This window comes from Pelagibacterium mangrovi, assembly GCF_036662815.1.
Classification (GTDB): domain Bacteria; phylum Pseudomonadota; class Alphaproteobacteria; order Rhizobiales; family Devosiaceae; genus Pelagibacterium; species Pelagibacterium mangrovi.
Window position 1 is genome coordinate 427,326 of record NZ_JBAFXA010000002.1, and the last position, 25,663, is coordinate 452,988.

The 25,663-nt window shown below is 60.4% G+C and carries 23 protein-coding genes; 12 read left to right on the plus strand and 11 right to left on the minus strand.

Going from position 1 to position 25,663, the window contains the following annotated elements; genetic code table 11:
* Window positions 1-139 precede the first annotated feature (139 nt).
* The 6 genes from V4T21_RS04885 to V4T21_RS04910 are packed head-to-tail and all read right to left on the minus strand — an operon-like array spanning window position 140 to window position 8,506.
* Entirely contained in the window at window positions 140-2,770 is a 2,631-nt protein-coding gene (locus tag V4T21_RS04885; protein ID WP_332713837.1) for a DNA-directed RNA polymerase subunit alpha C-terminal domain-containing protein, read from the minus strand.
* Window positions 2,770-3,150: a hypothetical protein gene (locus V4T21_RS04890; protein WP_332713840.1), complete on the minus strand. Its 381-nt coding sequence runs from the start codon at window positions 3,148-3,150 to the stop codon at window positions 2,770-2,772. The genes V4T21_RS04885 and V4T21_RS04890 overlap by 1 nt, the downstream gene beginning before the upstream one ends.
* The gene (locus V4T21_RS04895; protein WP_332713843.1) at window positions 3,147-5,132 is read right to left on the minus strand and encodes an AAA family ATPase; all 1,986 of its coding nucleotides are present in this window, start codon (window positions 5,130-5,132) and stop codon (window positions 3,147-3,149) included. Before V4T21_RS04895 ends, V4T21_RS04890 begins: the two co-directional genes overlap by 4 nt.
* 3 nt (window positions 5,133-5,135) lie before the next feature.
* A complete protein-coding gene (locus tag V4T21_RS04900) occupies window positions 5,136-5,339 on the minus strand; it encodes a DNA modification system-associated small protein (protein ID WP_332713846.1) in 204 nt (67 codons plus the stop codon).
* Window positions 5,339-7,447, minus strand: coding sequence for a DEAD/DEAH box helicase family protein (locus V4T21_RS04905; protein ID WP_332713848.1), 2,109 nt, complete (start codon window positions 7,445-7,447; stop codon window positions 5,339-5,341). Before V4T21_RS04905 ends, V4T21_RS04900 begins: the two co-directional genes overlap by 1 nt.
* Before the next feature lie 42 nt (window positions 7,448-7,489).
* Complete coding sequence (locus V4T21_RS04910; protein WP_332714039.1) at window positions 7,490-8,506, minus strand: DNA-methyltransferase; 1,017 nt, start codon at window positions 8,504-8,506, stop codon at window positions 7,490-7,492.
* 870 nt (window positions 8,507-9,376) lie between these two features.
* On the opposite strand from V4T21_RS04910, the gene V4T21_RS04915 reads away from it, so the two are divergent.
* The 3 genes from V4T21_RS04915 to V4T21_RS04925 are packed head-to-tail and all read left to right on the plus strand — an operon-like array spanning window position 9,377 to window position 12,362.
* Window positions 9,377-10,321: a Bug family tripartite tricarboxylate transporter substrate binding protein gene (locus tag V4T21_RS04915; RefSeq protein ID WP_332713851.1), complete on the plus strand. Its 945-nt coding sequence runs from the start codon at window positions 9,377-9,379 to the stop codon at window positions 10,319-10,321.
* Window positions 10,318-10,815: a tripartite tricarboxylate transporter TctB family protein gene (locus V4T21_RS04920; RefSeq protein ID WP_332713854.1), complete on the plus strand. Its 498-nt coding sequence runs from the start codon at window positions 10,318-10,320 to the stop codon at window positions 10,813-10,815. Before V4T21_RS04915 ends, V4T21_RS04920 begins: the two co-directional genes overlap by 4 nt.
* Window positions 10,815-12,362 (plus strand): tripartite tricarboxylate transporter permease, encoded by a 1,548-nt coding sequence (locus V4T21_RS04925; RefSeq protein WP_332713856.1) that lies wholly within the window; start codon window positions 10,815-10,817, stop codon window positions 12,360-12,362. The genes V4T21_RS04920 and V4T21_RS04925 overlap by 1 nt, the downstream gene beginning before the upstream one ends.
* 221 nt (window positions 12,363-12,583) lie before the next feature.
* On the opposite strand, the gene V4T21_RS04930 is transcribed toward V4T21_RS04925, so the two are convergent.
* From V4T21_RS04930 to V4T21_RS04940, 3 genes are all read right to left on the minus strand, one after another.
* A complete protein-coding gene (locus V4T21_RS04930) occupies window positions 12,584-12,757 on the minus strand; it encodes a hypothetical protein (RefSeq protein ID WP_332714042.1) in 174 nt (57 codons plus the stop codon).
* A gap of 148 nt (window positions 12,758-12,905) precedes the next feature.
* On the minus strand, window positions 12,906-15,383 hold the full coding sequence (locus tag V4T21_RS04935; protein WP_332713859.1) for a sensor histidine kinase: 2,478 nt from the start codon (window positions 15,381-15,383) through the stop codon (window positions 12,906-12,908).
* A complete protein-coding gene (locus tag V4T21_RS04940) occupies window positions 15,383-16,051 on the minus strand; it encodes a response regulator transcription factor (RefSeq protein ID WP_332713862.1) in 669 nt (222 codons plus the stop codon). Before V4T21_RS04940 ends, V4T21_RS04935 begins: the two co-directional genes overlap by 1 nt.
* Before the next feature lie 192 nt (window positions 16,052-16,243).
* Between V4T21_RS04940 and V4T21_RS04945 the strand changes: the two genes are divergently transcribed.
* From V4T21_RS04945 to mnhG, 9 genes are all read left to right on the plus strand, one after another.
* Window positions 16,244-16,561 (plus strand): DUF6804 family protein, encoded by a 318-nt coding sequence (locus V4T21_RS04945; RefSeq protein ID WP_332713865.1) that lies wholly within the window; start codon window positions 16,244-16,246, stop codon window positions 16,559-16,561.
* Window positions 16,562-16,809: 248 nt separating this feature from the next.
* Window positions 16,810-17,016, plus strand: a complete 207-nt coding sequence (locus tag V4T21_RS04950; RefSeq protein ID WP_332713868.1) for a hypothetical protein — start codon at window positions 16,810-16,812, stop codon at window positions 17,014-17,016.
* 246 nt (window positions 17,017-17,262) lie between these two features.
* Window positions 17,263-17,676, plus strand: a complete 414-nt coding sequence (locus V4T21_RS04955) for a hypothetical protein (RefSeq protein ID WP_332713871.1) — start codon at window positions 17,263-17,265, stop codon at window positions 17,674-17,676.
* Window positions 17,677-17,859: 183 nt separating this feature from the next.
* Window positions 17,860-20,808, plus strand: a complete 2,949-nt coding sequence (locus tag V4T21_RS04960; protein WP_332713873.1) for a monovalent cation/H+ antiporter subunit A — start codon at window positions 17,860-17,862, stop codon at window positions 20,806-20,808.
* The gene (locus tag V4T21_RS04965; protein WP_332713876.1) at window positions 20,808-21,152 is read left to right on the plus strand and encodes a Na+/H+ antiporter subunit C; all 345 of its coding nucleotides are present in this window, start codon (window positions 20,808-20,810) and stop codon (window positions 21,150-21,152) included. The genes V4T21_RS04960 and V4T21_RS04965 overlap by 1 nt, the downstream gene beginning before the upstream one ends.
* A complete protein-coding gene (locus tag V4T21_RS04970) occupies window positions 21,149-22,789 on the plus strand; it encodes a monovalent cation/H+ antiporter subunit D (protein ID WP_332713879.1) in 1,641 nt (546 codons plus the stop codon). The genes V4T21_RS04965 and V4T21_RS04970 overlap by 4 nt, the downstream gene beginning before the upstream one ends.
* Window positions 22,786-23,274: a Na+/H+ antiporter subunit E gene (locus V4T21_RS04975; protein ID WP_332713882.1), complete on the plus strand. Its 489-nt coding sequence runs from the start codon at window positions 22,786-22,788 to the stop codon at window positions 23,272-23,274. Before V4T21_RS04970 ends, V4T21_RS04975 begins: the two co-directional genes overlap by 4 nt.
* Window positions 23,271-23,552 carry a K+/H+ antiporter subunit F gene (locus tag V4T21_RS04980; RefSeq protein WP_332713885.1) on the plus strand — a complete coding sequence of 94 codons (282 nt, stop codon included), beginning with the start codon at window positions 23,271-23,273 and terminating at the stop codon, window positions 23,550-23,552. The genes V4T21_RS04975 and V4T21_RS04980 overlap by 4 nt, the downstream gene beginning before the upstream one ends.
* Entirely contained in the window at window positions 23,549-23,929 is a 381-nt protein-coding gene (gene mnhG, locus V4T21_RS04985) for a monovalent cation/H(+) antiporter subunit G (protein WP_332713888.1), read from the plus strand. The genes V4T21_RS04980 and mnhG overlap by 4 nt, the downstream gene beginning before the upstream one ends.
* A 62-nt stretch (window positions 23,930-23,991) precedes the next feature.
* Here the strand turns inward: mnhG and V4T21_RS04990 are convergent, their stop codons facing one another.
* Together V4T21_RS04990 and V4T21_RS04995 are read right to left on the minus strand one after the other, a co-directional pair.
* Complete coding sequence (locus V4T21_RS04990; protein WP_332713891.1) at window positions 23,992-24,846, minus strand: substrate-binding periplasmic protein; 855 nt, start codon at window positions 24,844-24,846, stop codon at window positions 23,992-23,994.
* A complete protein-coding gene (locus V4T21_RS04995; protein ID WP_332713894.1) occupies window positions 24,846-25,661 on the minus strand; it encodes an ABC transporter permease in 816 nt (271 codons plus the stop codon). The genes V4T21_RS04990 and V4T21_RS04995 overlap by 1 nt, the downstream gene beginning before the upstream one ends.
* Window positions 25,662-25,663: the final 2 nt, after the last annotated feature.

The following is a 25,663-nucleotide window of genomic DNA, read 5'->3' on the forward strand; positions in this document are numbered from 1 at the left end:
ACTGCGATATCGTCGGGGCCGACAACGAAAGCTGGCGGTTCATGAACAGGATAAAGCCCCTCTCAGTGCACCCGCAGGCGAACCGTATCTGCAGCCCTGACCGGCTCTATCGGTTTACTCTTGAAAGGAGTCTGGCGGATCAGTCGGCCAACTGACCCGCCCAACTGATCTGCTCGGTCGGACTATTTTCGTCTGTCGGTTCTATTTCTATCTCCACTGTGCTGGTAGGCGTCAAAGACCACTTGCCGTCGGTTGGGTCGAATACAGCCTCGGCTGCCTGCAATTGCGATGATATTGCAACACGCTCCACGGCCCGTCCCAGACGCTTTCCAACGCGTTCAGCTATATCAGCAACGGCCATTGGACGCTCACCCTCAAGTAGCACCGCAAACACCGCTTGACCAAGGCTTTCCCGGCGAGGGCCGCCCCACTCATGGAGGTAAAGGTATCGCCCAGTACTAACGCGCATGCGTGGGTCAGATGTAGCGAGGCTGAAAAAAGCTGTGACAGACAGCCTCCACGACTTCAGCACTGCAGATCGCTCAAGCTCCGCATAGTGCAGTCCAGACCCGCGCTCTCGTAACAGATCGACCAACGCATTGAGAAAACGCCCTTGGTCGTGGCGCTTAATGGGCAGATCACGATCGTTGAGCCCCCACATCCCTGGCGCAACACGTATGACTGGGTCGGTTGCAAATATCTGGAAGAGCTTGTCAACACCACGGCTTTCCATAACGCGCTTGCGAACATCATCCGTGCTCAGGGGCGCGCCAGCTTCTTGCAGGGCCACAACAATCGCCTGCCGGATATCTATGCGATAGGTGTCTTCCTGGCTTGCTCCGTTATCGAATGCCCAAACCAGCCGTCCAAGGCGCTCAAGTCCTTCCAAACGCCTGAGCGCTATGTCGAGCAGATATTTATCGACTTTGGTAGATCCAGCAACGTCCCGTTCGGCGAGTTCTGCCGCCAGTTCCGTTGTATGCCACTGGCGCCCCGGTGGGCCCTCCGCGATGATCTGATACGCCTCTTCGGCAAGTGTTGTCATCGTTTCTCGGGCAACGGGAACATGCTGATCGAGGCCATATGTGCCGCGGTCGAACAGCAGGCCTACGCTTGCGGCTGCATTGTGGGCACGCCGAATGTCGATCTCCCGATCAAACTTGGCGGCGACCAAGGGGGGGATTTCAGAATAGTGGAGTGGTTGTTGCGATGCTGCGAGTATGGCGTAAACGTAGTCCTCAGCCGATCTGCCAAATCTGGCTAGGATGCGGGCACTGTCACGTTGGACAAAATGGGCCTGCTTTGCCGTTCGTTCCCAAAGTAGCTCTCGAAACTCTCTGCAACGCTCTGGTAACAATGCTTCCACGAGCGTTTTGCAATGCTCCTCGGTCCAACTTTGGTCAACGCCGCTGTCCAGCAGTCGCCGAGCACTCGTTACCGCCTCATCCCATTCCTGTTGTGTGAGCGCACCAACATAGGGGGTTCCATCAATCTCAATAACCTCCACCGACCCCTTGGATACATTTTCCAAGAGGTATGACAGTGCATTGCCTTCGGCCCCCACCCCAGCGAACCACGCATCGGCTCCCTCAATGCCATGCAGTGGCAGTGGCATTGATCGGTCGCTCGTCAGCTCAGTCAGCTTGGCTGTGAGATGATCGTCCCAAATCTCGTGCTTGATGATTCTCTTGAGGACCTTGGCTTCGATCTGCCGAATACGCTCTCGCGAAACTTTAAACCGGTCGCCGAGCTCCTGAAGGGTCTCCGACGGCTGGCCGAGTCCCATACGGCGAATAACAATTTCCTGCTGACGCTCATCGAACCGTTGAAGCGAACTCTTGATGGCCTCAATAAGCGTCCCATACTGAGTTTCCGTTGCTGGCCTACCCCCTAGGTCGTCTAGTCCAGGATTCGCCACTCGACCGCCACTAGATCGTTCATCGAATACACGGTCATCATGCCCTTGGTCGTATGGCGGCGTGGCGACCGGTCCTTCATTGAGCGCGTTACGAAGTGCTCCAAGCAGTTCGTTTGCGGATTTGCGCCCAAAATTGCGAGTGTCCAAAAGTTCCGCAAGAGTGACCTTAGACAGGTCGGCCACAGTGTCTATATCCATGTTTGTAAACACGTTAGTGACACGCACTGGTATCTCAATCGTATCGAATCTCCGCGCCAGCAACCACGGTGGGCATGCCCGTGCGACACTACAAGGATCAGTCGGTTCACCGGCAAATTGCTTGTTAACACGGAATATGCCCAGGCTACGGCGAACCTGCCACGGAAGTTCGACCTCATGGTCGAAATAGCTGTGATCGTCGAATATCGAATGCTCACTTAGGAGGGCGGCGTGATCGGGCTGGACCTCTAGGTAGTCCTCCACCCATCCGGTGACGATGCCATTTGCCACCACAGATTTCGGCTCGATTTTCGGAGGAGTATCTTCAGGTACTTCGTATCCCCAGCCACGAATGCCCAAATAAATCGGCAGATCACCGACATAACCGACGACGCCAGCCGAAGCCGTATACCCTTCTGGCAGCGCAAACTTGGCAGCCGCCGTGACAAGTAAACGCCCCCTGCTAGTTTCAAGGAACAAGTCAAACTCTCGCGAAGGTGGACGAGAGAAGCCGACATGCAGCACGCTGACGGTTTGTTCCGGGTCGGATCGCCGTTTCCACGTCTCTACAAAGTCCTCAAACTCTCGATGAACCGTTACGGTCCACTCAGACCCAGAATGAGTGATGAGGAATGCTCGAAGAGGGGTTGCCATTAGTTGCCAACCTTGGCCGCCACCTGATCAAAAAGAGCGGCGAAGTCGATCTCACCGGCTTTCGATTGGGCGTCGAGTTCATTGACCCCCCAGTCGGCGAGCCGCTCAATAAGTCGGTAAGGCGTCGTATCTTTCAGTTGCTCGGGCATAAGCGTTTCAACGGCGTCGCGCAGCGTATGATCGCGATCTAACGAGCCAACGTTGAGGAATGGCGAGCGGTCCTTCAGTTCAGGTGGAATTACACCTTGCGCGAGGGCTAAGGCGACCGCAAAACGAAAGCCATCCATCTTCTCAGCGAAGACGCCCCTCTCCTTGAGAGCGTCAAGCTTGTCATCACCGGCCTTCGACAGCCCGATTGTGGTGATCTCTTGCACCGTCATAGCGACACCCGTTCGATTTTTGAGCGTGTGGGCGAAACCTCAACGATCTGATAGGCGGCCCCAATTCTGGGTTTCACGCTCGTTAGGTCGGTATCGGGCCGAATCTCGCCGCTATGCACGAGGAGCACGAACTGGCTGGTGACCTCGGGAAGATAGGACAAGATGTTATCGCGGTGCTGCAGGTCCAGCCGCCCAAAGGGTGTATCCATAATTACAGGACCAACACTGCGCCCGGTGCGATTCAGGCCATCGATCAGAGACAAGGCCACAACCTGTTCGGCACCAGCGCTACGAACCGTTACCTTGCGGCCAACGTCGTCAATAATGCTGAGTCCGTAATTGGAGTTTATCTCCAGTCCCCGATAATTTTTCTGGGTGGTCATCCGTCTGAAGGCGTCGTTCGCAAGCGCCTGTACGCGACCCCTTAACCTGTCTCTCAGTTTCTCAATGCTGGCAGCGAATATGCGCTCCAACCCCTGTGTTACAGCAACTTTCGTCGTGCTGCGACGTGACCGAGCCGCCCCAAGGCCCTCTATTGCCTTTTGTGCAACAGCGAGGTCCTGGCGTACTTTGTCGATATCCCTCTTGACCCGCTCAATATCGCCCTGCAGGCGCCCCTCTTCCTTTATCGCTTCGTCCTTTAGGACACGCTTCCGCGCGAGTTCGGCCGTATCCTGACCGCTAATCTCATCTTCGATAGACGCAATGTCATTTTCAGTTTTTTGTAGATCGACAAATGCCCGCTTGAGGTCTCGATCTATTTCTCGAATGCGTACTCCAGCCCCTACTCCCCGCACCTTGCTCAGTGCTGCAAGCTGCGCCGCGATGGATCGAAGCTCGTTGGTCGTATCTACCGCTTTCGCCATTTCGATTTGGAGCGCTCCGAGCGCTGCCCCAAATGAATGACTGTGATCGGCGTCTACGGCTTGCCCGCAAGTGGGGCAAATCCCTTGGTCGATCAGGTCCCGCAGTTGTCGGCTCTTCTGCTCAAGCGTCGCTTGGTTCCGAACTTCTTGCGTTAGCCGCTGTTGTTGCTTCTCAAGCACCCTTCGATTGGCTGATAACTTTGCGTCTAGTAGGTCCTGCCATGCCTCGCCAAGCAAAGATCGTCGATCCGTTTCCCTCTGCTTAATCGTTGCCTCCAAACTTGTTCTTGTTGTCTTTAGCCCGTCGAGTTTTGCCTTCTGGGCGAGCACACCAGCGGAAGCGTCTAAGTCATCCTCAAGCTGGGTTCTCGTCTTGCGAGTAGTTTCGAGTTTGACTTGCAGCGCATCTTGATCCCGCTCCAAAGCGTCTTGCCGCGAGGTCAGGTCGCGTTGGTGTTCGGCCTGTTTTTCTAGGCCTTGGATATGCTGAAGTTCCTGCGTTTGGGACTTGGTTGCCTGCTTCAAGATAGAGCCGAGCTCTGCGCGCCCCTTTATAAGGGCGGGAACACCCAGGACATCTTCGATGGCTTCTTTGATCTGGCGGCCTTCCTCGCTTCCCTCGATGAGCAAACTCTCGTATTCTTGCAATAGTTCTCCATCGAAGAGAAAGAAGCGAGATATTTGTTCCGGGGCAATCTGGTCAATTTCCTGACGCACCTGATCGCCGCTCACCACACCACCATCCTTCGTCAGGTGCTCGCTAATGGTGAAGTCTTCTGGACGAGTGGGAATGGCGACGTTTGCCCGACGGTCTGCCGTACGGCGGAGATCGTACTTGTACCCGTTTGCCTCAAATTGGATAAAGACTTGGACCTTCCAATCACCTGCACTGGCGGCGTCCTTGTTGACAATATCCTGAAGCCCGATCGGCCGAGAGTGCCGTCCAATTGCTTTGCCGTAGAACCCCCAACGCAGCGCGTTGAGCAAGCTCGTTTTGCCGCGCATGTTGTCACCAAAGACAATCATAACGTTGCGCTGTTCATCGGTTGGGAAATCCAGCACGATCTCGCCGTTGTACGGCATGAAATTCCGCATCGTAAGCGTATGCAGCTTCATCTCTTAGCCCCGCGTCTCGTCGAGGAGTGACGCCACGTGAGCGTCAATAAGTTTCTCCATTTCGGTGGCCGAGATGGTTCGGTCGTCGCTGAACTGGAAGCGCTTCTGTATCTGATAGCAGCGCTGCAAGAGTGCCTCGTCGAGGTCGCTGGCGATCTCTTTGCGGACTGCAAGCAGTGTCTCCAGCGTCATATCTTCATCAGGCATTAGTCATCACTTTCAATCCCGTCGTCGCTCAGTGTGTCTGGATCAATACCCATCTCGATTGCTATTGCTCGCAGTTCGGCACCCCCCGAGCGGTTGATTGCGTGGCTTGAAAATTCGATTGAGCGGACTAGTTCTGCTCTCAGAAGCCCCATCTGATCTTGTTCCTGCTCGGCGCTCACAGGAACAACAATAGCATCATGTATTACAGCAATATCCTTATCAGGGGACTTGCGAAGGACGCGGCCCCGCCTCTGGATAAACTGGCGCGGATTTTGTGACGAGGCGAGGATCAATGCATGCGAGATCGAGGGTATATCAACTCCCTCATCCAGACATCGAATTGAGACAAGGACACCGCCAAATTTACGGAACCATACCAGGGTCGCATCCCGGTCGCCGGACATCGACGAATGATACTCAACAGCATCAATTCCGACCGCTTTCAGAGCGTGTAGTACTACTCCGAGCTGATCCGAATCTTCACAGTAGACCAGCCAACTTTGCCCATTCTCAAAATGATCCTTAACCACTCGCACTGCTAGGTCGATCTTTGCAGAGGCCTTCTTCGCAATCCGAGAGCGCCTGATGAGAAGCATCTTCGCCCGCTCGGAGATCGGCTTCCTGCCATTCTCGTCAGTTCGCTGTCGTGCGATCTCTAGCTGGATAGCACGCGAGAGGTCGGTCCACTCTTCTGCCTCCGTTGCAGAAAGGTGCACAGGATGGGGGAAGTACTCGTAGGGCACGAGTCGACCTGCCTCGATGGCATCGTTAAGCGTAATGGACGGGGAAACGACGGGGCCAAAGTACCGGAACATCTTGGCTGTTCCCTCGGGATCGCCGTAACGCGTCGGTGTCGCGCTCAGACCAAGGCGCGGTCCTGTTGCCAGATCGTAGATGCGCGAGTTTCGGGGACTACCAGACTGGTGCACCTCGTCACCCACGATCATCAGATGGTCTCCGCCTAACACCTTCCCAAGAAACTCCGGCGAGGATGCGGTTTGCATCGTCGCGAGCACAATCCGAGCCCCCAACGCGGGATCACTATCGGTCATACTCCGTAGTCGTCGCGGCAGCTTCCAGCCGCTGTTCCCTGCGCCGGCGAGTAGCAGCGCCGCCGACGGAACCTCATCACGCAACTCTTTCGCCCACTGAACAAGCAGTAGCTGGCTGGGCACCAACACCAAAACAGGAAGGCCTTTGTCGAGGTGCCGGGACAACGCGACGATGGCAGTGAAGGTCTTGCCACTGCCGGTTGCATGCTCGAAGATTCCTCGTGCGCCTTGCCGCTCCCATTCTGCGATGGCTCGCAGTTGGTGGGGCATCGGCTTCCGCGCCGCTTTGGTGAATTGCGGTGGAGTATCTGTCACGTCATTGAGCCCCTTAAAGGCGGCCTGCTTTAGTCGATCCAATGCAAGTGCAGGAAACGAAAACACTTCAATATCTGGATCGGTCTCCGACCATAGTAGGTCGAAGTGGGTCTCATGCTTGGCAACCCGCTCAGCCTCCAGTCCACCGCGCCAGCTACAGAAGACCTCAACCGATTCGAAATTGCCGGATGGGTCCCATGCGCTCCATGTCTCATTTGCCGACCCCTTGAATGAAACGCGATTCCCAAGGCCATCGGCAAAAACACCAATCTTTTCGTGATAAAGCCCCTTACGATCAGCGCGAAAGGCCAACTTGATTTCAAGTGCGCCAACAGCAACCAGAGTTGCCAGTACCTTTATTTGATAGGTCGTCGTATCATCTGACAACATCTGGTCGATCTGGTCGGTGAGTCGCTCAACGACAATTTCGCTCTTCCTTGCATATCCCACGGCGATGGCGTCGATGTCGCTTTCATCGAGTTCAGGCGAGCAAATAAGGAGCATTTTGCCGCCGCGTCTTGCAAACTCTACAACACTCGGTCCGGTTACAAAGAACACGGTCGACCGAAAGTATCCAGCGGCTCGCTTGTATCGAACCGAATGCTGAAGACAGGGGCGATAGAAGGTAGTTGCTGGCGATTCTTTGATCGAACGGTATTCCGTCTGCAAACGGAGTGCCGATAGATCTCCCAAAAACTGCGAGACTTCTACTTTCTGCCCGCTAGCGTTGTCGTCGATCATGGCCCTGCCTTGCCAATAGCGCAGGGCGGTCTTGTCGTGCCACTATTCCTCGGCCGTTACAAACCGCCCCTGTGACCCCTTTGCATAGTCTTCATTCGCCTCGACACCGAGCCATTCCCGCCCAAGTGCTTGCGCTACTGCCCCCGTGGTGTTCGATCCAGCAAAAGGATCAAGCACAAGGTCACCTTCGTGAGTAAGAAAGTTCACGAAGAACGACGAAAGCAATGCCTGCATCCGGGCAGGATGGGCGGGAAGGTTGTGCTTTGCACAATAGTCGCGGTAGTTGGCATCCCACTTCGTGCCTGAGAACTTCAGAAGCGACTCAGGCATCGCTGCCGGATCGTCCAATTCGAGGACATTGGCGGAAATTGCTCCGCCATGATCTCTCAAAAACCCCGTTTCGGAAATAACGTGACCAGACGGTCGTGCGCCCGCATTGTATTTCTGGGTCGCGAGTAGCCGCTTCATGTCTTTGCTGTATGGGCTCAGAACCTGTCGGTTGTCCGCCTTCGGCTCCTTCGTTCGAGACATCCACCAAACATGTGTGAACGAGTCCTTCAACCGGATGCGCTTAACATTTACCCACGCAGCAGGGCTCGGGAGCCGGGCTGGGTTGTGGCAGATGACGTGCTGGCACAAATGGAGATTTGCAGCTTTCTTGAATGCTAACAACGCTTCAAGGGGAAGGGTAGACATCACTGGCGCACCCTCTTCCCAGGCGTTGCCAATCTCGATCACAATTGAACCGTCGTCAGTGAGCAGGTCAGCAAGTGACATTGCCAACGCCTCCAGCCACTCCACATATGCTTGACCGGTTTCGTTGCCGTAGCGCTTCTTGCGTACAAGAGGAAATGGGGGCGAAGTTACGATCAGGTTGACCTTGCCCTTGAGGGAGACGAGAGGCTCGCTCTGGAGGGCGTCCTCAATTCGACCGTGCAACATCAAGCCGGAATCTGTCTTATAGACCTCACGTACCGGCCCAAGTGTCGCAGTGTTTTCCTTCTTTGGGGCGGCTGGCATCTTTTGCGGCTTGGCCGACTTTGCTTCTAGTTTCGTCACATTCAAATTTCGCTTCGTTGCCTTCTTCGGTTCTGACGGAATTTTGCTGGTGGGATGCTGTTCCGATACCGCACTCGCCCCACGTGCTCGGGCGGTGCGACGGCGTTCTTCTGCTCGCTGCGCGGGTCGTCCTAAGCGCTTGAATCGATCTGGCCGCACACTTCCCCCAAAGTCAAACCCCATCCGTAAGAATCGGAGAATAGCGGAGTCGTCAAGTGTTTCCTCGCCAGTATTTGAAATGTGCTGCAAGACTAGCAGGACAACCTCGCATATTTGTGATTGCTGCCTCGTAGCGCTCCACAGGCGTGCAGGTTAACAGAGCGCGTATTTGTCATGCCCCTGAATAAACGGAATACCTTGCCGTCCCGCAGATATTGCTGAAATCGTAATGTTCGCTTTTCATATTTTTGCCCTGAGACCGGACAGTCTCCTTGCGATCCTATTTCGGTCAATGCAGTTTGTCAGATGCCTTTTTTGGCGATGGGCAAGCCGAGGAGATTCGCTAGGCTATGCCAGGCCCAAAATTCTCTTTCGGTGATACAGTCATCTGCTACAGTCGTGTGGCAACCAAGGGTAGAAAAGTGCCCGGTTCTGGGAACAAATCACGCGAGAGAGCAAGGAACCTTCTCCCTCCCTCTCCGCCATTCCCCTATGCCCCCAACCATCAATGGTCATCACGCCGAAAGACCCGGCGTGCCGGAATTTCCACCGGTATGAAGTGCATCGTTGTGCCAACACTTCATTGAGCGCAATATGAGGGGTAAGGATATCGGGCATTACCGACGGGATCGATGACAGGACAATGACAGGGAAGGTCACTACCGTTTGAATTGAACGCAACATCGTTCAAGCTTTGATCAGGGAGGAACCATGAACAAGCTGCTACTCGCGGCGCTGATTTCCAGCGCCATTTCCGGACCCGCCATGGCCGCGGATTACACCATCCTTGCTCCGGCCGCGCCCGGTGGCGGGTGGGACCAGACGGCCCGCACCATGCAGGAAGCGCTGACCGCCGAAGGGATTTCGGGCAATGCGCAGGTCACCAACGTTCCCGGCGCCGGCGGCACCATCGGCCTGGCTCAATTCGTCAACCAGGAAAACGGCAATCCCAATGCGCTGATCGTGGGCGGTTACGTGATGGTGGGTGCAATTTTAACTAACGCGTCTCCGGTTTCCCTCGCCGACGTCACGCCCATCGCCCGGCTGACCGGTGAAGCGGTGGGTGTCGTTGTGCCGGCTGCATCCGAAATCGAAACCATGGACGATCTGGTGGCTCTGCTCCAGGAAGACACCGGTGCGGTGTCCTGGGCCGGCGGTTCGGCCGGTGGCGCCGATCACATCACCGCCGGATTGATCGCCCAGGCGATCGGCGCCGATCCCACCCAGATCAATTACATCGCCTATTCGGGCGGTGGCGAAGCGCTTGCCGCCATCCTTGGCGGACAGGTGACCGCAGGCATTTCGGGCTTGAGCGAGTTCGCTTCGCAGATCGAAGCGGGGGAACTTCGTCTCCTTGCGGTTTCGACCGATGAGCGCGTGCCTGGCTTTGATGCCCCCACGCTTCAGGAAGCCGGCGTCGATACTGCCGTCCAGAACTGGCGCATGGTTGCCGCTGCTCCAGGTCTGACCGACGAACAAATCGCCGCGATCACCGCCGATATCGAGACGATGGCGCAATCGGAAACCTGGCAAACCGCGCTCGAAACGCGTGGCTGGGTGGACACCTATCTCGATGGCGAGGACTTCGATGCCCAGCTCGCCGCCGACATCGAATCCACCGAAGCCATCCTGCGGGACATCGGCCTCGTGCAATGAGCAGAGGCAATACCCCTCTTAAGCGCCGCCCCGACGGGGCGGCGCTCGTTATCGCCGCAATCCTTGCAGGGATTGCGATCGTCATTTTCTGGCAGACCTCGCAAATGCGCGTGCCCCCCATCCAGCAACGGGTGGGCCCGACAGTGTTTCCCTATATGGTCGCCACCGGGCTTGTGCTTTTGGCGATCGGAACTGTGGTTTCGGCACTGCGCAACGGATTTCCCGAACGCAGCAAGGATGATTTCGGACCCATCGCCTGGGTCGTGGGCGGGCTCGTCGCCCAGATCCTGCTGCTCTCGACAGCCGGGTTCTCGATTGCGACCGGCGTTCTGTTCGCCTTCACGGCCAAGGGCTTCGGCCGTGGCCCGCTGTGGAAGACCATTCCGGCGGGCGTCGTCTTGTCGTTCATTGTCTGGTTCATCTTTTCCCGCGGCCTTCAGCTTTCGCTGCCCAGCGGAATGCTCGAACGCCTGCTGACGACGGGGAGCCTGTGATGAACACGTTCCAACTTCTGGCCGACGGGCTGGTCTCGGCGCTCCAGTGGCAAAATCTGATCTATGCGCTGATCGGGGTTACCCTGGGCACCGCCGTTGGCGTTCTGCCGGGCATCGGGCCGGCGCTGACCGTGGCGCTTTTGCTGCCGGTCACCTATCAACTCGATCCGGCCGGCTCGCTCATCATGTTCGCGGGCATCTATTATGGCGGCATGTATGGTGGCTCGACCACCTCGATCCTGCTCAACACGCCCGGCGAAAGCGCTTCGATCGTCACAGCGCTCGAAGGCAACAAGATGGCGCGCAAAGGCAGGGGCGGTCCCGCGCTCGCGACGGCGGCCATCGGATCGTTCGTCGCTGGGCTCCTCGCCACGCTGGCCCTGGCGTTCGTTGCGCCCTGGGTCGTGCGTTTCGCGCTTTCGTTCGGGCCGGCCGATTATTTCGCACTGATGGTCCTGGCGTTCATCACCGTCTCGGCCGCTTTGGGCGATAGCGCGCTCAGGGGGCTGACGGCGTTGTTCATCGGGCTTGGCCTGGGCCTGATCGGCATAGACCTGCAGACCGGCCAGACCCGGCTTGCCTTCGGCATTCTCGATCTGCTCGATGGTCTCGAGGTCACCACCCTTGCCGTCGCGCTGTTTGCGATCGGGGAAACGCTCAAGACCGCCGCCGATCGCGAACAGCTCCAGGCGCAGGTCACTGCGATCAAGGGCTCGGTCTGGATGACGATCGAGGATTGGAAGCGCAGTTGGGCGTCCTGGCTGCGCGGCACCGCCATCGGCTTTCCCATCGGCGCCATGCCGGCGGGTGGCGCGGACGTCGCGAGCTTTTTGTCCTACAGCGCCGAAAAGAGCTTTTCCAAAAAGCCCGAGGAATTCGGAAATGGTGCCATCGAGGGGGTTGCCGGGCCGGAAGCGGCCAATAACGCCTCGGCGGCGGGAACCCTCGTGCCGCTTTTGACGCTCGGCCTGCCCACCACGGCGACGGCCGCCATCATGCTTGCGGGCTTCCAGCAATTCGGGTTGCAGCCCGGCCCGCTGCTGTTTGCCAACAACGCCTCGCTCGTCTGGGCACTGATCGCCAGCCTTTTGGTCGCCAATCTGATGCTGCTGGTGCTCAATCTGCCGCTGATCGGGCTGTGGGTGCGGCTTTTGACCATCCCCAAGCCGTGGCTTTATGGCGGCATCCTGGTGTTTGCGACGTTGGGTACGCTGGGGGCCAATGGCGCGATGTCGATGGGCTTCGGCCCGGTCCGCATCTCGTTTGAACTGGTGCTGCTCTTGGCCTTCGGTATCCTGGGCTATCTGCTGCGCCGCTTCGGCTATCCCATCGCACCGGTGGTCGTGGGACTTATCCTGGGGCCGATGGCCGAACAGCAATTGCGGCGCGCGCTCTCGATCAGCCAGGGCGATCCGGCGGTCCTGTTCTCCAGCCCGGTGTCCCTGACGCTTTACGCAGTTGCCATCCTCGCCATCGTCCTGCCGCTCGTCATGCGGATGCGTGGCAAGGGCAAGCTGCTCGGGCAATTGGCCACCGACGAGGATTGAGGCCGTTAAAAAAGGAAAAGCCCGGATACCGGTAGGGAACCGGCATCCGGGCTTTCTGGTCTCGGCAGCAATGGCGCGCAGAAATCGCGAGGAGGAAACGGGATTCCGCGCCGCCGATCAGAGCATTTTCGCGCTTCTTCGAAACGCTTCAATTGCTCTTGGTTCTTGTTTTATCGCGTTTCCGAACCGCAAAAGTGGTATCCACTTTTGCTGGAAACGCTCTAGAACCTGCCGATCGAGCGGAAGGCGTCCGGCGCGATGCCGAGGGCCTTGAGGTGCTGGGCCTTGGGCTCCCGTCCCGCCTCGACCGCAGCAGACACGGCAGCAGCGCTGCCGAACGCGGTGGCTAATGCATCGAGGGTCGCAAACAGCTTGGTGTTGCGCAGGGTGCTCATGGTCTCACTTTCCTTTTCGGCCCGGCACCATCGCCAGGCGCACTTTCCATGCCCGATAGATGGTCTGATCGGGGCCCTTGTTGTAGGGATGATTTGATCAATCCAGCCATGCGCTGGCCGAAGAGCTCGACCTCCCTTGATCGAAGGTTCAGGGGGTGGAAGCGACGATTTCCTGCCAGGTATCGAGGAAGCGCTGCCGCCGCATCTGGTCGAGGGCCACAAGCAGGCCCGGCCCCAGTGCTATGGGCTGGATCACCCCGCGCCCGCGCGCGGCGATCGCCGTGCTCGACCATATCCCCTCGCTGCCTTCGACCACCGACCCCAAGGCCGTGCTGCCCGCGGCAATGGCCTGTCCGTCCGGAGAAAGGGCGAAGTCGACAAAGGCGCGCGCCAGATCGGGATTTGGCGCGCTGCGTGGAATCAGCATCGAGCGGGTGAGAACCAGCACGTAATCGTCGGGGACGATGATTTCGATATCGGCCCCTTCGGCCTGCCGCGCGAAGGCGTAGGAGCCCAGGACGTTATAGCCCAGCGCTAGCGAGCCATCGGCGACCCCGTTGAGGATCGCCGGGCTCGAGCCGGAAAATTGCGCGTTTACTTTGCCGAAAGCGCTGGTCAGGCGCCAGAACGTCGAGGAAATCGTCTGGTCCTGGGACGCCAGCAGATACCCCACGCCCGAGATCCCGATATCGTAAGTTGCGATCCGGCCCCGGAAGCGATCGGTCTGGGTTTCGAGCATTTCGGCGAGCGTAAGGTGGGTGCGCGGCACCTCGTCGGACGAGATCAGCGCGGGGTTGTAGATGATCACCGCCGGCTCGAACGTGAAGCCGAACACCTCGTTGCGCCAATGCGCCCAGGAGGGCAATTCGGCCAGATAGGGGCTTTCATAGGCCATGGCATGGCCGTCATTGGCCAGCTTGACCTGCAAATCGGAGGCTGAACTGATCAGTAGGTCGGGGGCGGGGTCGACATCGCCTCCAAGGAAGCGCTCAAAGAGGGGCAGGGAGTCGGTTTCCTCGTAGATCACCGTCACGTCGGGATGCTGTTGCTGGAACCCGGCGATGAAGGCTTCGAACAAGGGCGTGTCGGTCACCCCCAGGATCGCCATCACAATTGCGCTCGACCCATCGGGGGCCGGGTATTGGGTGGTTCTGGCCTGCGCCGCGTCGGGAGAGAGCAGCAGGGTGGCCCCGACGATCGCTGCCAGCCAGAGCGCGGCCGCGCTCGAGGGAGGCGTTATCGGCCGCGCGGCGGGAAGGGCAATCTCGACGGCCAACCCGCCCTCCCTGCGATCCTTGAGTGTTAGCGTTCCCTTATGGGCCGACACCACGCGCGAGACGATCGACAGGCCCAACCCCGAGCCGATCGTCGTGGCGCCGGTGCGGCCACGCCGGAAGCGTTCGAGAACGGCCAGTTTCTCGTCGTCGGGTATGCCCGGCCCGTTGTCGCTCACCGTCAGCACCAGCGCATGTCCCTCGATGTGGCCGGCGATCTCGACGGCGCCGTCCGAATAGATCAGGGCGTTGTCGACAAGGTTGCGAGCCATTTCGCGCAGGGCGACGCGATCGCCGCGTATCGGGGCTCGTCCCATGTCGTCGGCAAGATCGACCTTGACCCGATCGGCGCGATCCGGGTCGAGCCTTTGGTGCATCTCCTCGATCACCGCCGCGATTGTCGTGGTTTCGATCTCTTGGTTTTCCAGCCGGTGCGAGATCGTCGCTTCCATCAGCAATTGATTGACCAATTGGCTGGCGTGGATGGCCTGCTGGTGCATGCGCCCCACGCGCCGGCGCAGGGCGTCGGCGTCCGGCTCGTCCATCGCTACTTCCGCTTGTGCCCTGAGCGACGCCAGCGGCGTGCGGACCTCATGGGCCGCTTCGGCCACTAGTCCGCTGACGCGCTCCATTGCGTTGCGCAACCGCCCCATGAAGCCGTTGAGCGCCGAGACCAGATGGCCGACTTCGACCGGAACCGGGACGGTGATCGGGGAAAGATCGTCGGGCGCGCGGGCCCGCAGCTCGCGTTCGAGCTTGGTCAGCGGCGCGAACATGCGGGAGATACCGAACCAGACAAGGCCGACGGCGAGCAGGGTCAGGACGACCACGGGCACGATCGCGTTGGACAGGATTTCGTTGGCCAGCGCCCCGCGTTGATTTTGCGTCTCGGCGACATGGATGGTGACCCAGCCGGTGTCGTTGACCGTCGAAATCAGCCGCCCCACGCTCGCCACCCGCACGCGTTCCCCGCGATAATCGATATCGACGAAGGAGGGGTCGGCCGAAATCGTTTCGGGCATTTGCGCGGCGAGATCGGCATAGCCGGTGACGGTTCGGGCGTCCGGGTCCTCGACGGCGTAAAAGACGCGATCCTGCCCGGAAAACATCGCGAAGGCGGCAAAGGGCATCTCGACCACCACGGCCTCGTTCTCCACCTGCACCGCGCTGGCGATGGTGAGCGCGGAGGCGGCCAAAAGGCGGTCGAAGGCCCGGGCCGAGGCTCGCTCGGCGTAATCGTGGATGAACAGCACCAGCACGACGGCGGCCGCGAGCAGCAAGGCGACGGCCAGCACGATGATGCGCCGATGGATGGAAAAGGAGCGGGGGGTGGAAAACTGCACTGCGGTCATCAGGCCCGCGTCCGCATCATATAGCCCACGCCGCGTATTGTTCCGATTTCCACATCGGACGGTTCGAGCTTTCTGCGCAGGCGGGAGATGTGAAGCTCCAGCGCGTTGATCGAAACGGATTCGTCGAAATTGAACAATTGGTTCATCAGCCGGTCCTTGGCGACCACCTTGCCGGCATGGGTGACGAGAATTTCGAGCAGCCGGAATTCGCGGCGGCCAAGATCGAGCGTCTTGCCGCCGATGGTTGCGTTGAGACCGGCGATATTGAGTTCGAGGTTGCCGATGCCAACCACGCTCGAGGTCTGCCCGCCGGTGCGGCGGATGAGCGCCCGCAGACGCGCTTCGAGTTCGCGCAGATCGAAGGGTTTCACCAGATAATCGTCGGCACCCAGATCGAGCAGGCTCACCTTGTCGTCGATCTCGGAGCGCGCGGTGATCACCAGGATCGGCGCGTCGAACTTGCGCAGACGCATTTCGGCGATGAGGCCGATGCCGTCGCGGTTGGGAAGCATCAGATCGAGAATCACCGCATCGAAAGGCCCGCTCTGGGCGGCTTCGACCACTTCGCTGCCGTCGCGCACCCACTCTATCGAGTGGCCGGAGCTGCGCAAACGCTGCTGGACGGCTTCGCCCAGATCCTCATTGTCCTCGACCAGCAATATGCGCATTCATGCCTCCTCCTGGTTCGGACGATAATGGAGCGAGGCCCTGTGCGAAAGCGCCCTGTTCGCGGAAGGGTTGCCGTCCGGCATCCATCGCCTCGGCCTTGTGCCGCTGCCGTTCACCGTGTCGGGAGGATGGGGCGAATGTCTTCCCTGTCGCCGCCTCCCGCTATAGTCTGGGCAGGAGGGGGTGATTTTATGAAGCTGCCTGATACGAGTTGGATCGCCATTGCCATCGCCGCGCTGATGTTCAGTGCGTTTCTGCCGCTGCCCTGGACCCATCATACAATTTTGCGGTTGGCCGGGTTCGCGGGGGCCATCATGTTCGCGGTGCTGCTCTGGCGGCCCCGGCGCCCGCTCAGTTACCTGATGATCGCGGGCGCCATCCTGTTCAATCCGATCCAGCCCATTCATTTGCCCGGCCGCTATTGGATGGTGATCTATCTGGCGGCGGGCGTGGGCTTTGCGTGCCTCGCCTGGCTGGCCTTCAGGCTCGATGGCGAGGACGCCGGATAGCGTCTCGCCGGCCGATTTGACTTTTCCCTGCGTTGAGCCATGATGGCGCCATGCAGCACATTGTTTCTGCCCATTTCCGCTGTCGCAAGGGTCGCCTCCTCATAGGATGAGCGCCTGGCGTTGCTACCTGCATCAAGGCAAGAGCGGCGCCAGGGTGAATGATTTTCCAGCCATCATTTAACGAACCAGAAGCAAAGCGCGATTGCCGCTGCGCGCCTTACGCGCGGCCGATCGCCGTGAGATGAACCATGAACTACAAATATTCCTGCACCTTTCCCATCAGCGGTGGCAACAAGCTGTCGCGTTTTACCGCATGGGCGAAAGAACATGCCGCCGACATCGCGGTTAACCTGCCGCCGCAGGTGCCGATCAAATCGGAGGCACTGACGGTTCGTCTGCAATCGGCCGACGACCGGCGCAAGCTGATCGAGCGGCTGGCGACGGCGCAATTTTAGGCTGAAACGTCATTTCGCACCGTTGCGGGTGCGGCCAAAGGAAGCGACTTTTGGTGGCCGGGCACATTCTCGATGAGAGCGTGTCCCGGCCACAATGCGTTAGTCACACGGCATCGAACGCATATGCCGCCCTCCCAAACCATCCGATGCGCGACCGCCGGTGAGCCATGTCGCGCGTGAAATTTCAAAGTCTCCGAGCAGAACCGTTGACGCGCCCGGTTCGCCCCCGTATCTCAATGGAACGGCATGAGATTTACGGACAAATTCACGGTGAAACGCGCGCGCATCGCTTGGACAGGAAAACGGGCCGACGCGCTCGTCCTGTTGCTTGGCAAGGCCGCCGCGCTTTTCCTGCTTTTCGTCCTGCCCGCCCATGGCGTCATGCAGCAGATCGTCTGCGAGCACCTGCCGACCAGCTATGATCAGGCCGCCGACGAAATAAAGCTGGGCAAGGTGCTCAGGACCGGTCCGGAAAAATCGGCCTGCGCCCTGCGGGCCGATGTTGATGGCGATGACGGCTCTCCCGTCATCGACGTTGCGGCGGGCGTGGAATTAAACAGCGGCCCGCAGATCGACATGGCGTTCGTCGCCCGATCCGACCGGCCGCTCGTCGCCCCGTTCACGATTTGGCACTTCCAGCGCGCACCGCCCGCCGCCTGACCTCTTGCGGTCCAATGTTGAGGGCCGCACTATCCATTTGCTTCCTGCGGCACGCTGCCGGAACGATCGTTGCGGGCTTTAACGCCGGCGAAATGGCAATTGGATACACCATTGGACGAGGGCGTCGGCACTTTAGGCTCGCGCGCCCGATAAAACCGGATTCGAACTTTCGCAAAGGCCTCGATGGAACCAGCTATCGGACTTGTTTTCATAATCGGGCTGCCGTTCGCCCTGTCGTTGGTGATGGCACTTGGCCGTTTCGGGCGCTCGGCGTCGGCCTGGTGGTCGCTGGGCGTGACGCTGGTCTGTTTCGCCCTGGTCGTCGGGCTGTATCCGATGGTGGTCGATGGACAGGTGCTGCGCTACGAAATGGCGTGGGCGCCCAGCATCGGGCTCAGCCTCATCTTCAGGATGGACGGTTTCACCTGGCTGTTCGCTACGCTGGTCACGGGCGTGGGCGCGCTGGTGATGCTCTATGCCCGGTATTACATGTCCCCGGACGATCCGGTGCGCCGGTTCTTTGCCTTTCTTCTCGCCTTCATGGGCGCCATGCTCGGCGTGGTGCTGTCGGGCAACGTCATCCAGCTCGTGATCTTCTGGGAAATCACGGGCCTGTTTTCCTTCCTCCTCATCGGCTACTGGTATCACAACCCGGCGGCGCGCGATGGCGCGCGCATGGCTCTCACCCTCACGGCCACCGGCGGGTTGTGCCTGATGGCGGGCATGATCCTTCTGGGGCACATTTCGGGCAGTTATGATCTCGATGTGATCCTGGCCTCGCGCGAGGCGATCCTGAGCCATGATCTCTATGGCGTCACCCTGGTGCTGGTGCTGCTGGGCGCCTTCACCAAGAGCGCGCAGTTCCCGTTCCAGTTCTGGCTGCCCAACGCCATGGCGGCGCCCACTCCGGTTTCGGCCTATCTGCACTCGGCGACGATGGTGAAACTTGGCGTGTTCCTGCTGACGCTGCTCTGGCCGGTGCTGGCGGGAACCGACATGTGGTTCTGGATCGTGGGCACCGTGGGCGCCATCACCTTCCTGGTCGGAGGCTATTCGGCGATCTTCCAGCAGGACCTCAAGGGGCTGCTGGCCTATTCGACGATCAGCCATTTAGGACTGATCACGCTGCTTTTGGGCATGTCGAGCCCTCTGGCCGCCGTGGCCGCCATCTTCCACATCGTCAATCACGCCACCTTCAAGGCGTCGCTGTTCATGGCGGCGGGCATCATCGACCATGAGACGGGCACGCGCGACCTGCGCAAGCTCTCGGGGCTTTTCCGCCTGATGCCGATCACGGCGACCGCCGCCATGGTGGCGAGCGCGGCGATGGGTGGCGTGCCGCTGCTCAACGGGTTCCTCTCCAAGGAAATGTTCTTTGCCGAGACGCTCGAGATGCACAATGGCTCGATCCTCGATCAGGCACTGCCCTATATCGCCATTTTGGGCGGGCTGTTCAGCGTCGTCTATTCGGTCCGGTTCATTGCCGGGGCGTTTTTCGGGCCTGCTCCGGTCGATCTCCCCAAAGAGCCTCATGAGCCGCCGCGCTGGATGCGCGTGCCGGTGGAATTGCTGGTCATCCTGTGCCTGCTCGTGGGGATCATCCCGGGCATCACCATCGGGCCGTTCCTGGCGACGGCGGTGGTTTCGGTGCTGGGGCCGGACGTGCCCTATTACAGCCTGTCGGTCTGGCACGGGTTCAACCAGCCGCTGATCATGAGCATCATCGCACTGGTCGGCGGGGTCGCCGTCTATTTCGCGATCCGGGGCCCGGCCAGCCGGCTCGACGGTCCGCCGCTCGTGCGCCACCTCAAGGGGCAGCGCATGTTCGAGCGCGTCATGGTGACGATTTCCTGGAAGCTCGCCCGTTCGCTCGAAAGTATTTTGGGCACGCGGCGCCTGCAGACCCAGATCAGCATTGTGATCGTCACTGTCCTCGTGGCGGGCATCGCCGTCGTCACCCGTTCGGACGTGTCGGGGGTGACGTTCCCGCTGGTGTCGTTCGATCCGGTCTTCGGCCTGATCTGGGCCGTGGGCGCGGCCTGCGCGATCGGCGCGGCGCAACAGGCGAAATATCACCGGTTCGCGGCATTGGTGCTCATGAGCGGGGCGGGGTTTGTTACCGTCCTCACCTTCGTGTGGTTCTCGGCGCCCGATCTGGCGATCACCCAATTGCTTGTCGAAATCGTCACCACAGTGCTGATCCTTCTCGGCCTGCGGTGGATGCCAAAACGCCAGCCCGACCTCTACGGTACGCGCGGCTGGCCCATTTCGGTGGTCGCCCGGCGCGGGCGCGATCTGGTGATCGCGGTCGCGGTGGGGCTCTCGACGGCGATGATCGCCTATTTCGTCATGACCCGTGATCTGGCCGACACCGTCGCCACATATTTCCTCGAGCTGGCCTACCCCGAGGGCGGAGGGCGCAATGTCGTCAACGTTATCCTCGTGGATTTCCGTGGTTTCGACACCATGGGCGAGATCGTGGTGCTGGGCATCGTGGCCCTTTCGGTCTTTGCCCTTCTGCGCCGCTTCCGGCCGGCGCCCGAGAGCATGGAGCGGCCCGAGCAGCAACGGCGCCTGATCGAGCTTTACGGGCGCGGAGATTCCGAAAACGAGGATGGCGAACAGCGCTATATGCCCGTCGCCTCGGTCATCATGCACTGGATGTTTCCGGTGATCATGGTGCTCGCGGCCTATCTGTTCTTCCGCGGCCATGATGCGCCGGGTGGCGGGTTCGCCGCCGGCGTCGCCATGTCCATCGCGTTCCTCTTGCAATACATGGCCGGCGGAACTCGGTGGGTGGAAGAGCGGTTGCGGGTGCTGCCGGTCCGCTGGATCGCCTTCGGCCTGCTGATCGCGCTGTTCACCGGCGCGGGGGCCTGGCTGTTCGGCTATCCTTTCCTCACCTCGTTCTTCCAGTACACCGAAATCCCCTATATCGGGCTCGTGCCGACGGCCTCGGCGCTGCTCTTCGATCTGGGGGTCTTCGTGCTGGTGGTGGGAGCGACGGTGCTCATGCTGGTGGCCATCGCGCACCAATCGATCCGCAAGCCCAAGGCCAGGCCCAATATCGAGGATGTCGAGGACGACCAGGAAGACACGCAAACCCTGGTCCCGGAAAAGGGAGACGCCTGATGGAACTCACACTTGCCATAGGGATCGGCATCCTGGCAGGGTCTGGAGCCTGGCTCCTCCTGCGTCCGCGCAGTTTCCAGGTGATCATCGGGCTCTCGCTTATGTCCTACGCCGTCAATCTCTTCATCTTCTCGATGGGGCGGCTGGGCATGGGGTTGCCTCCGGTTGTCGATCCGAGCGCTCCCATCGATAGCTCCGCATTCACCGATCCGCTGCCCCAGGCGCTGGTTCTGACCGCCATCGTCATCGGCTTTGCCATGACGGCGCTGTTTCTGGTGGTGCTCATCGTTGCGCGCGGATTGACCGGCACCGACCATGTGGACGGGCGGGAGCCGGGACAATGACCATGCCGCTCGCACACATCATCATCATCCCCATCGTGCTCCCGCTTCTCGTCGGCGCGGCGTTGCTGCTGTTTCGCGACCAGCACAAGGTCGGCAAGGCGATAGCGACCGGCGGCACGATGGCGGCGCTGATCGTCATTTCGGTTGCTCTGCTGTTCCTGACCGGATCGGGGGGCGACGAGGGCTGGCTGGGTGTTTATCTGCTCGGCAATTGGTCGCCGATCTTCGGTATCGTGCTGGTCGCCGACCGGGCGGCGGCGGTGATGCTGACGCTGACCTCGGTGCTCGGCGCCGCCGCCATGACCTTCGCCTCGGCGCGCTGGAACGGGGCGGGGCCTCATTTCCACAGCCTGTTTCTGTTCCTCATTGCCGGAGTCAACGGGGCGTTCCTCACCGGCGATCTGTTCAATCTTTTCGTCTTCTTCGAGATCATGCTGGCGGCCTCCTACGGGCTGCTGCTGCACGCCTCGACGGTCGCCAAGGTCCGCTCGGGCCTCCATTACATCGCCATCAACCTCGTCGCCTCCTCGGTCTTCCTCATCGGGGTGAGCCTGATCTACGGAGTTACCGGCACGCTCAACATGGCCGAACTCGCCATGCGCGCGCCCGAGATCGCCGATGCCGACCGCATGCTGTTCGAGGTCGGGGCTGCCGTTTTGGGCACTGCCTTCCTCATCAAGGCGGGCATGTGGCCACTCTGCTTCTGGCTTCCCTCGGCCTATTCGGCGGCGGTTTCCCCCGTCGCGGCGATCTTTGCCATCCTCTCCAAGGTCGGCATCTATATCGTCTGGCGCCTGTCGCTGCTGATCTTCGGGCTCGAAACCGGCCCGTCAGCGGGGCTCACCCAGAACTGGCTGCTGATCGGCGGACTGGCGACACTGGTCTTCGGCTCGGTGGGCGTCCTAGCCTCCCAAAGTCTTGCCCGGCTCACCTCCTATGCGGTGATCGTTTCCTCGGGCACCATGCTGGTGGCCATCGGTATCGGCGGGGTGGAGGTCGCTGCCGGCGCGTTCTACTACATGGTGGGATCGACGCTGGCGCTCGCGGCGCTGTTCATGCTTGTCGAATTGATCGAACGCGGGCGCATGGCCGGCGCCGACGTTCTGGCCGTGACCATGGAGGCCTTCGGGTTCGAGGACGAGGACGCGCTGCCCGACGAGGAGGAGGTGGGTATTCCTATTCCCGGCAAGCTGGCCCTGCTCGGTATCAGCTTCATTGCCTGCGCGCTGCTCATCGCCGGCATGCCGCCCTTTTCCGGCTTCATCGCTAAATTCGCCATGCTCACGGGCATCATCGGCATCCATACGGGGGGCGTCGACACCCCGATCGCGGCCACCGATTGGGCGGCAGCGGCGCTGCTCATCATATCGGGGCTGGCGGTGCTCATCGCCATGCTGCGCGGCGGCATCAACACCTTCTGGGCCACCCGCGAGGACATGACGCCGACCATCGGAGTTGTCGAGATCGTGCCGATCACCGTGCTCATCGGGGCGTGCCTGGCGCTCACCATCTTCGCTGGCCCGGCGATGGGGTATTTCGAGGCGGCAGCGGCCGAACTCCATAACCCGATAGCCTATGTCCACGGAGTGGTGTCTTCGCCGTCGGTTCCCTACCCCGGACGCGGAGCGCTACCATGAGACGCGTCCTTCCCCATCCGGTCCTCACCCTGTCGCTGACGGTGCTGTGGCTCATCCTGCAACAGGATACATCCCTGGGCCATATCCTGCTCGGCGCGGCGATCGGCATCGTGGCGGGGCTGATCACCGGCAATCTCGATCTGGAGAGACCGGTGATCCGCAAGCCCTGGGTGATGATCACCCTGGTCGTGGTCGTTGCCATCGACGTCATCCGCTCCAACGTCGCCGTGGCCTGGATCATCGCCACGCAGGGCACGTCCCCGCAGAGCGCGGGTTTCCTGCGCGTGCCGTTGACGCTTCGCGACAAGACGATGCTCTCGTTCCTGGCCATCATCATCACGGCGACGCCGGGCACGGTCTGGGTCGAATTCGATGACGAATCCGGAGAGCTGTTGCTCCACGTGCTCGATCTGGTGGACGAGGCGGCGTGGATCGACCTCATCACCAATCACTACGAAAGACGCCTGCTGGAGATTTCCAAATGAGCCTGCAACTGGTCGAATGGTCCCTCATCATCGCACAGGTCATGCTCGCGCTGGCGATGGTCCTGGCGGTCTATAGGGCAATCATCGGGCCGCGCGCCCAGGATCGGGTTCTGGCGCTCGATGCGTTCTACGTCATCGGCATGCTAATGCTGGTCACCGTGGGCATAAGGATCGGAACCTCGATCTTTTTCGAAGTGGCGCTGGTCATCGGCATGCTCGGGTTCGTCAGCACCGTGGCCTTGGCCAAATTCCTCATGCGCGGAGAGGTGATCGAATGATCGAGATTCCCCTCTGGGCCGCCATCGTATTTTCCATCTCGATCCTGATCGGTGCCGCGCTGGCGCTCTTGGGCTGCATCGGTCTGGCGCGGCTAAACACGTTCTATGCCAGGGTGCACGCGCCCACGCTGGGCACCAGTTTCGGCATGCTGGGCGTGGTCGTGGCTTCGGCGCTCTATTTCTCGCTCGTCGAGATGCGCCCGGTGCTGCACGAAATCCTCATCCTGGTGTTCATCACCGTGACCACGCCGGTGACGCTAATGCTGCTCTCGCGCGCCGCGCTCCATCGGGATCGGGCGCATGGGCTGCCCGATGTTCCCCAGCCCAGCTCGGTCGCGAGGCGCTCGAGAGAAGATCAGGACGACGGCAAGATCTAGAGCATTTTCGCTTTTTCTGCGAATCGCTCAACGGCTCCAAGTCTTTGTTTTGTCGCGCTCACTCAAGCGCAATCGGTGGCGCGCGGCGGGCACAGGATATCCTCGTCCAGCCCATAGGTTGCGGCGATCGCGGCCATGGTGCCGTCGTCCCAAATATCGGCCAGCGCGCCCTCGACCGCCTGCTTTAAGGTGAGGTCGCCCTTCCAGAAGCCAATGCCGAGCGAAAAGCGTTCCAGCGGCTCGCCCAGAACGGTGATCTCGTAATCGGTGTCCCCGAAGGTCTGCTGGGCGAGCAGCGCTTCGGTGATCGCGGCGTTGAATTCCCCAGATTCGAGCCCGGAGCGCAGCCCCGCCGCGTTGTTGACGATGGAGGCGGTGATCCCCTCGTGACGCAGATATTGGCCCAGCTCGATCCGGTTGAGGCCGGTAAGACCGGCCAGGAAACCGACGGGGCTTTCCACGGTTTGGATGGTCTCTCCCGCCGGGGCGACCAGCGCCCAGCCGGTCACCATATGCGGCGAGGAGGTATCGAGAAACGATTGGGTGGTGCTGTTGAGCGCGATGCCGCCGGCCAGCACCTGGCACTGGGCGCGGTTGATGCGCCAGTTGCGCGGGTTGAAGTCGCGCCCCATGGAGGCGTTGGAAACCACATTGAGCCGCCAGTCGAGCCGGTCGGCGACTTCCCGCATCAGCTCGACCTCGAAGCCGGGCGCTTCGCTGTCCCCGGTGACCAGTGGCGGATAGAGCGAGGGCATGCAGACGCTGAGCCGGCCCAGCCGGTCGACTTCGGCCCGAGAGGTGTCGGGGGGCAAAAAGCTCACGGCAAACAGCAGCGCGAAAACGACCGCCAATGGGAGCAGGTCGAAAAATCCGCTACGCTTTTGCGGGCAGTCGCGCGGGGGTAGATCGGCGGCCATCAGACTTTCCTGAATTCCCAGATGGCGAGCAGGTAGAGGCCGACCGCCATGATTCCCACCACCTGGAAGCCCAGCATCGGATCGAACTGGTTGAACCCGATCAGGATGCCGCGCATGGCGTCGACGGCGTAGGTCAGGGGGTTGTGCTCGACGATGATCACCAGCCATTCGGGGTAGGTGACCAGCGTCTGGGCGCGGGTCAGCGCCGGATCGAGCGGGAAAACCGAGCTGGCGGTGAAATAGAGCGGCAGGATCACCGCGTTGGAAAAGACGCCGAAACTTTCAAAGCCCCGCACGTAATTGGCGATGACGATGCCGAAGGCGGTAAGCCCGAAGGCGAGGACGAACATCAAAACGATGGCCCAGAAAATGTCCTCGATCGTCAGCGCTACGCCCACCAGCCGGGCGACTGCAAGTACCATGCAGCCGTGGATCACGGCGGTCGTCGCCCCGCCCAGAACCTTGCCCAGCAGGATCATGTTGCGCGACATGGGTGACACCAGAACCTCGCGCAGAAAGCCGAATTCGCGGTCCCAGATCAGCGAGACGGCGGATTGGATGGAGGTATAGAGAATGTTGAGGACGATCACCGCGGGAAAGATGAACTGGAGATAGGTATAGGGCACGACGAACCGCACCTCGCCATAGACCTCGCCCCGGAAATAGGGGTTGAGTCCGATCCCCAGGATCAGCACCCAGAGCAGGGGCCGGCTGACCCCGCCGATCAACTGCCCCTTGTCGCGCAGGGAGCGTTTCACCTCCCGCAGCCAAATGGCGTAAACGCCTCCCAATTGCCCTAGCACGCTCCCAATCATCA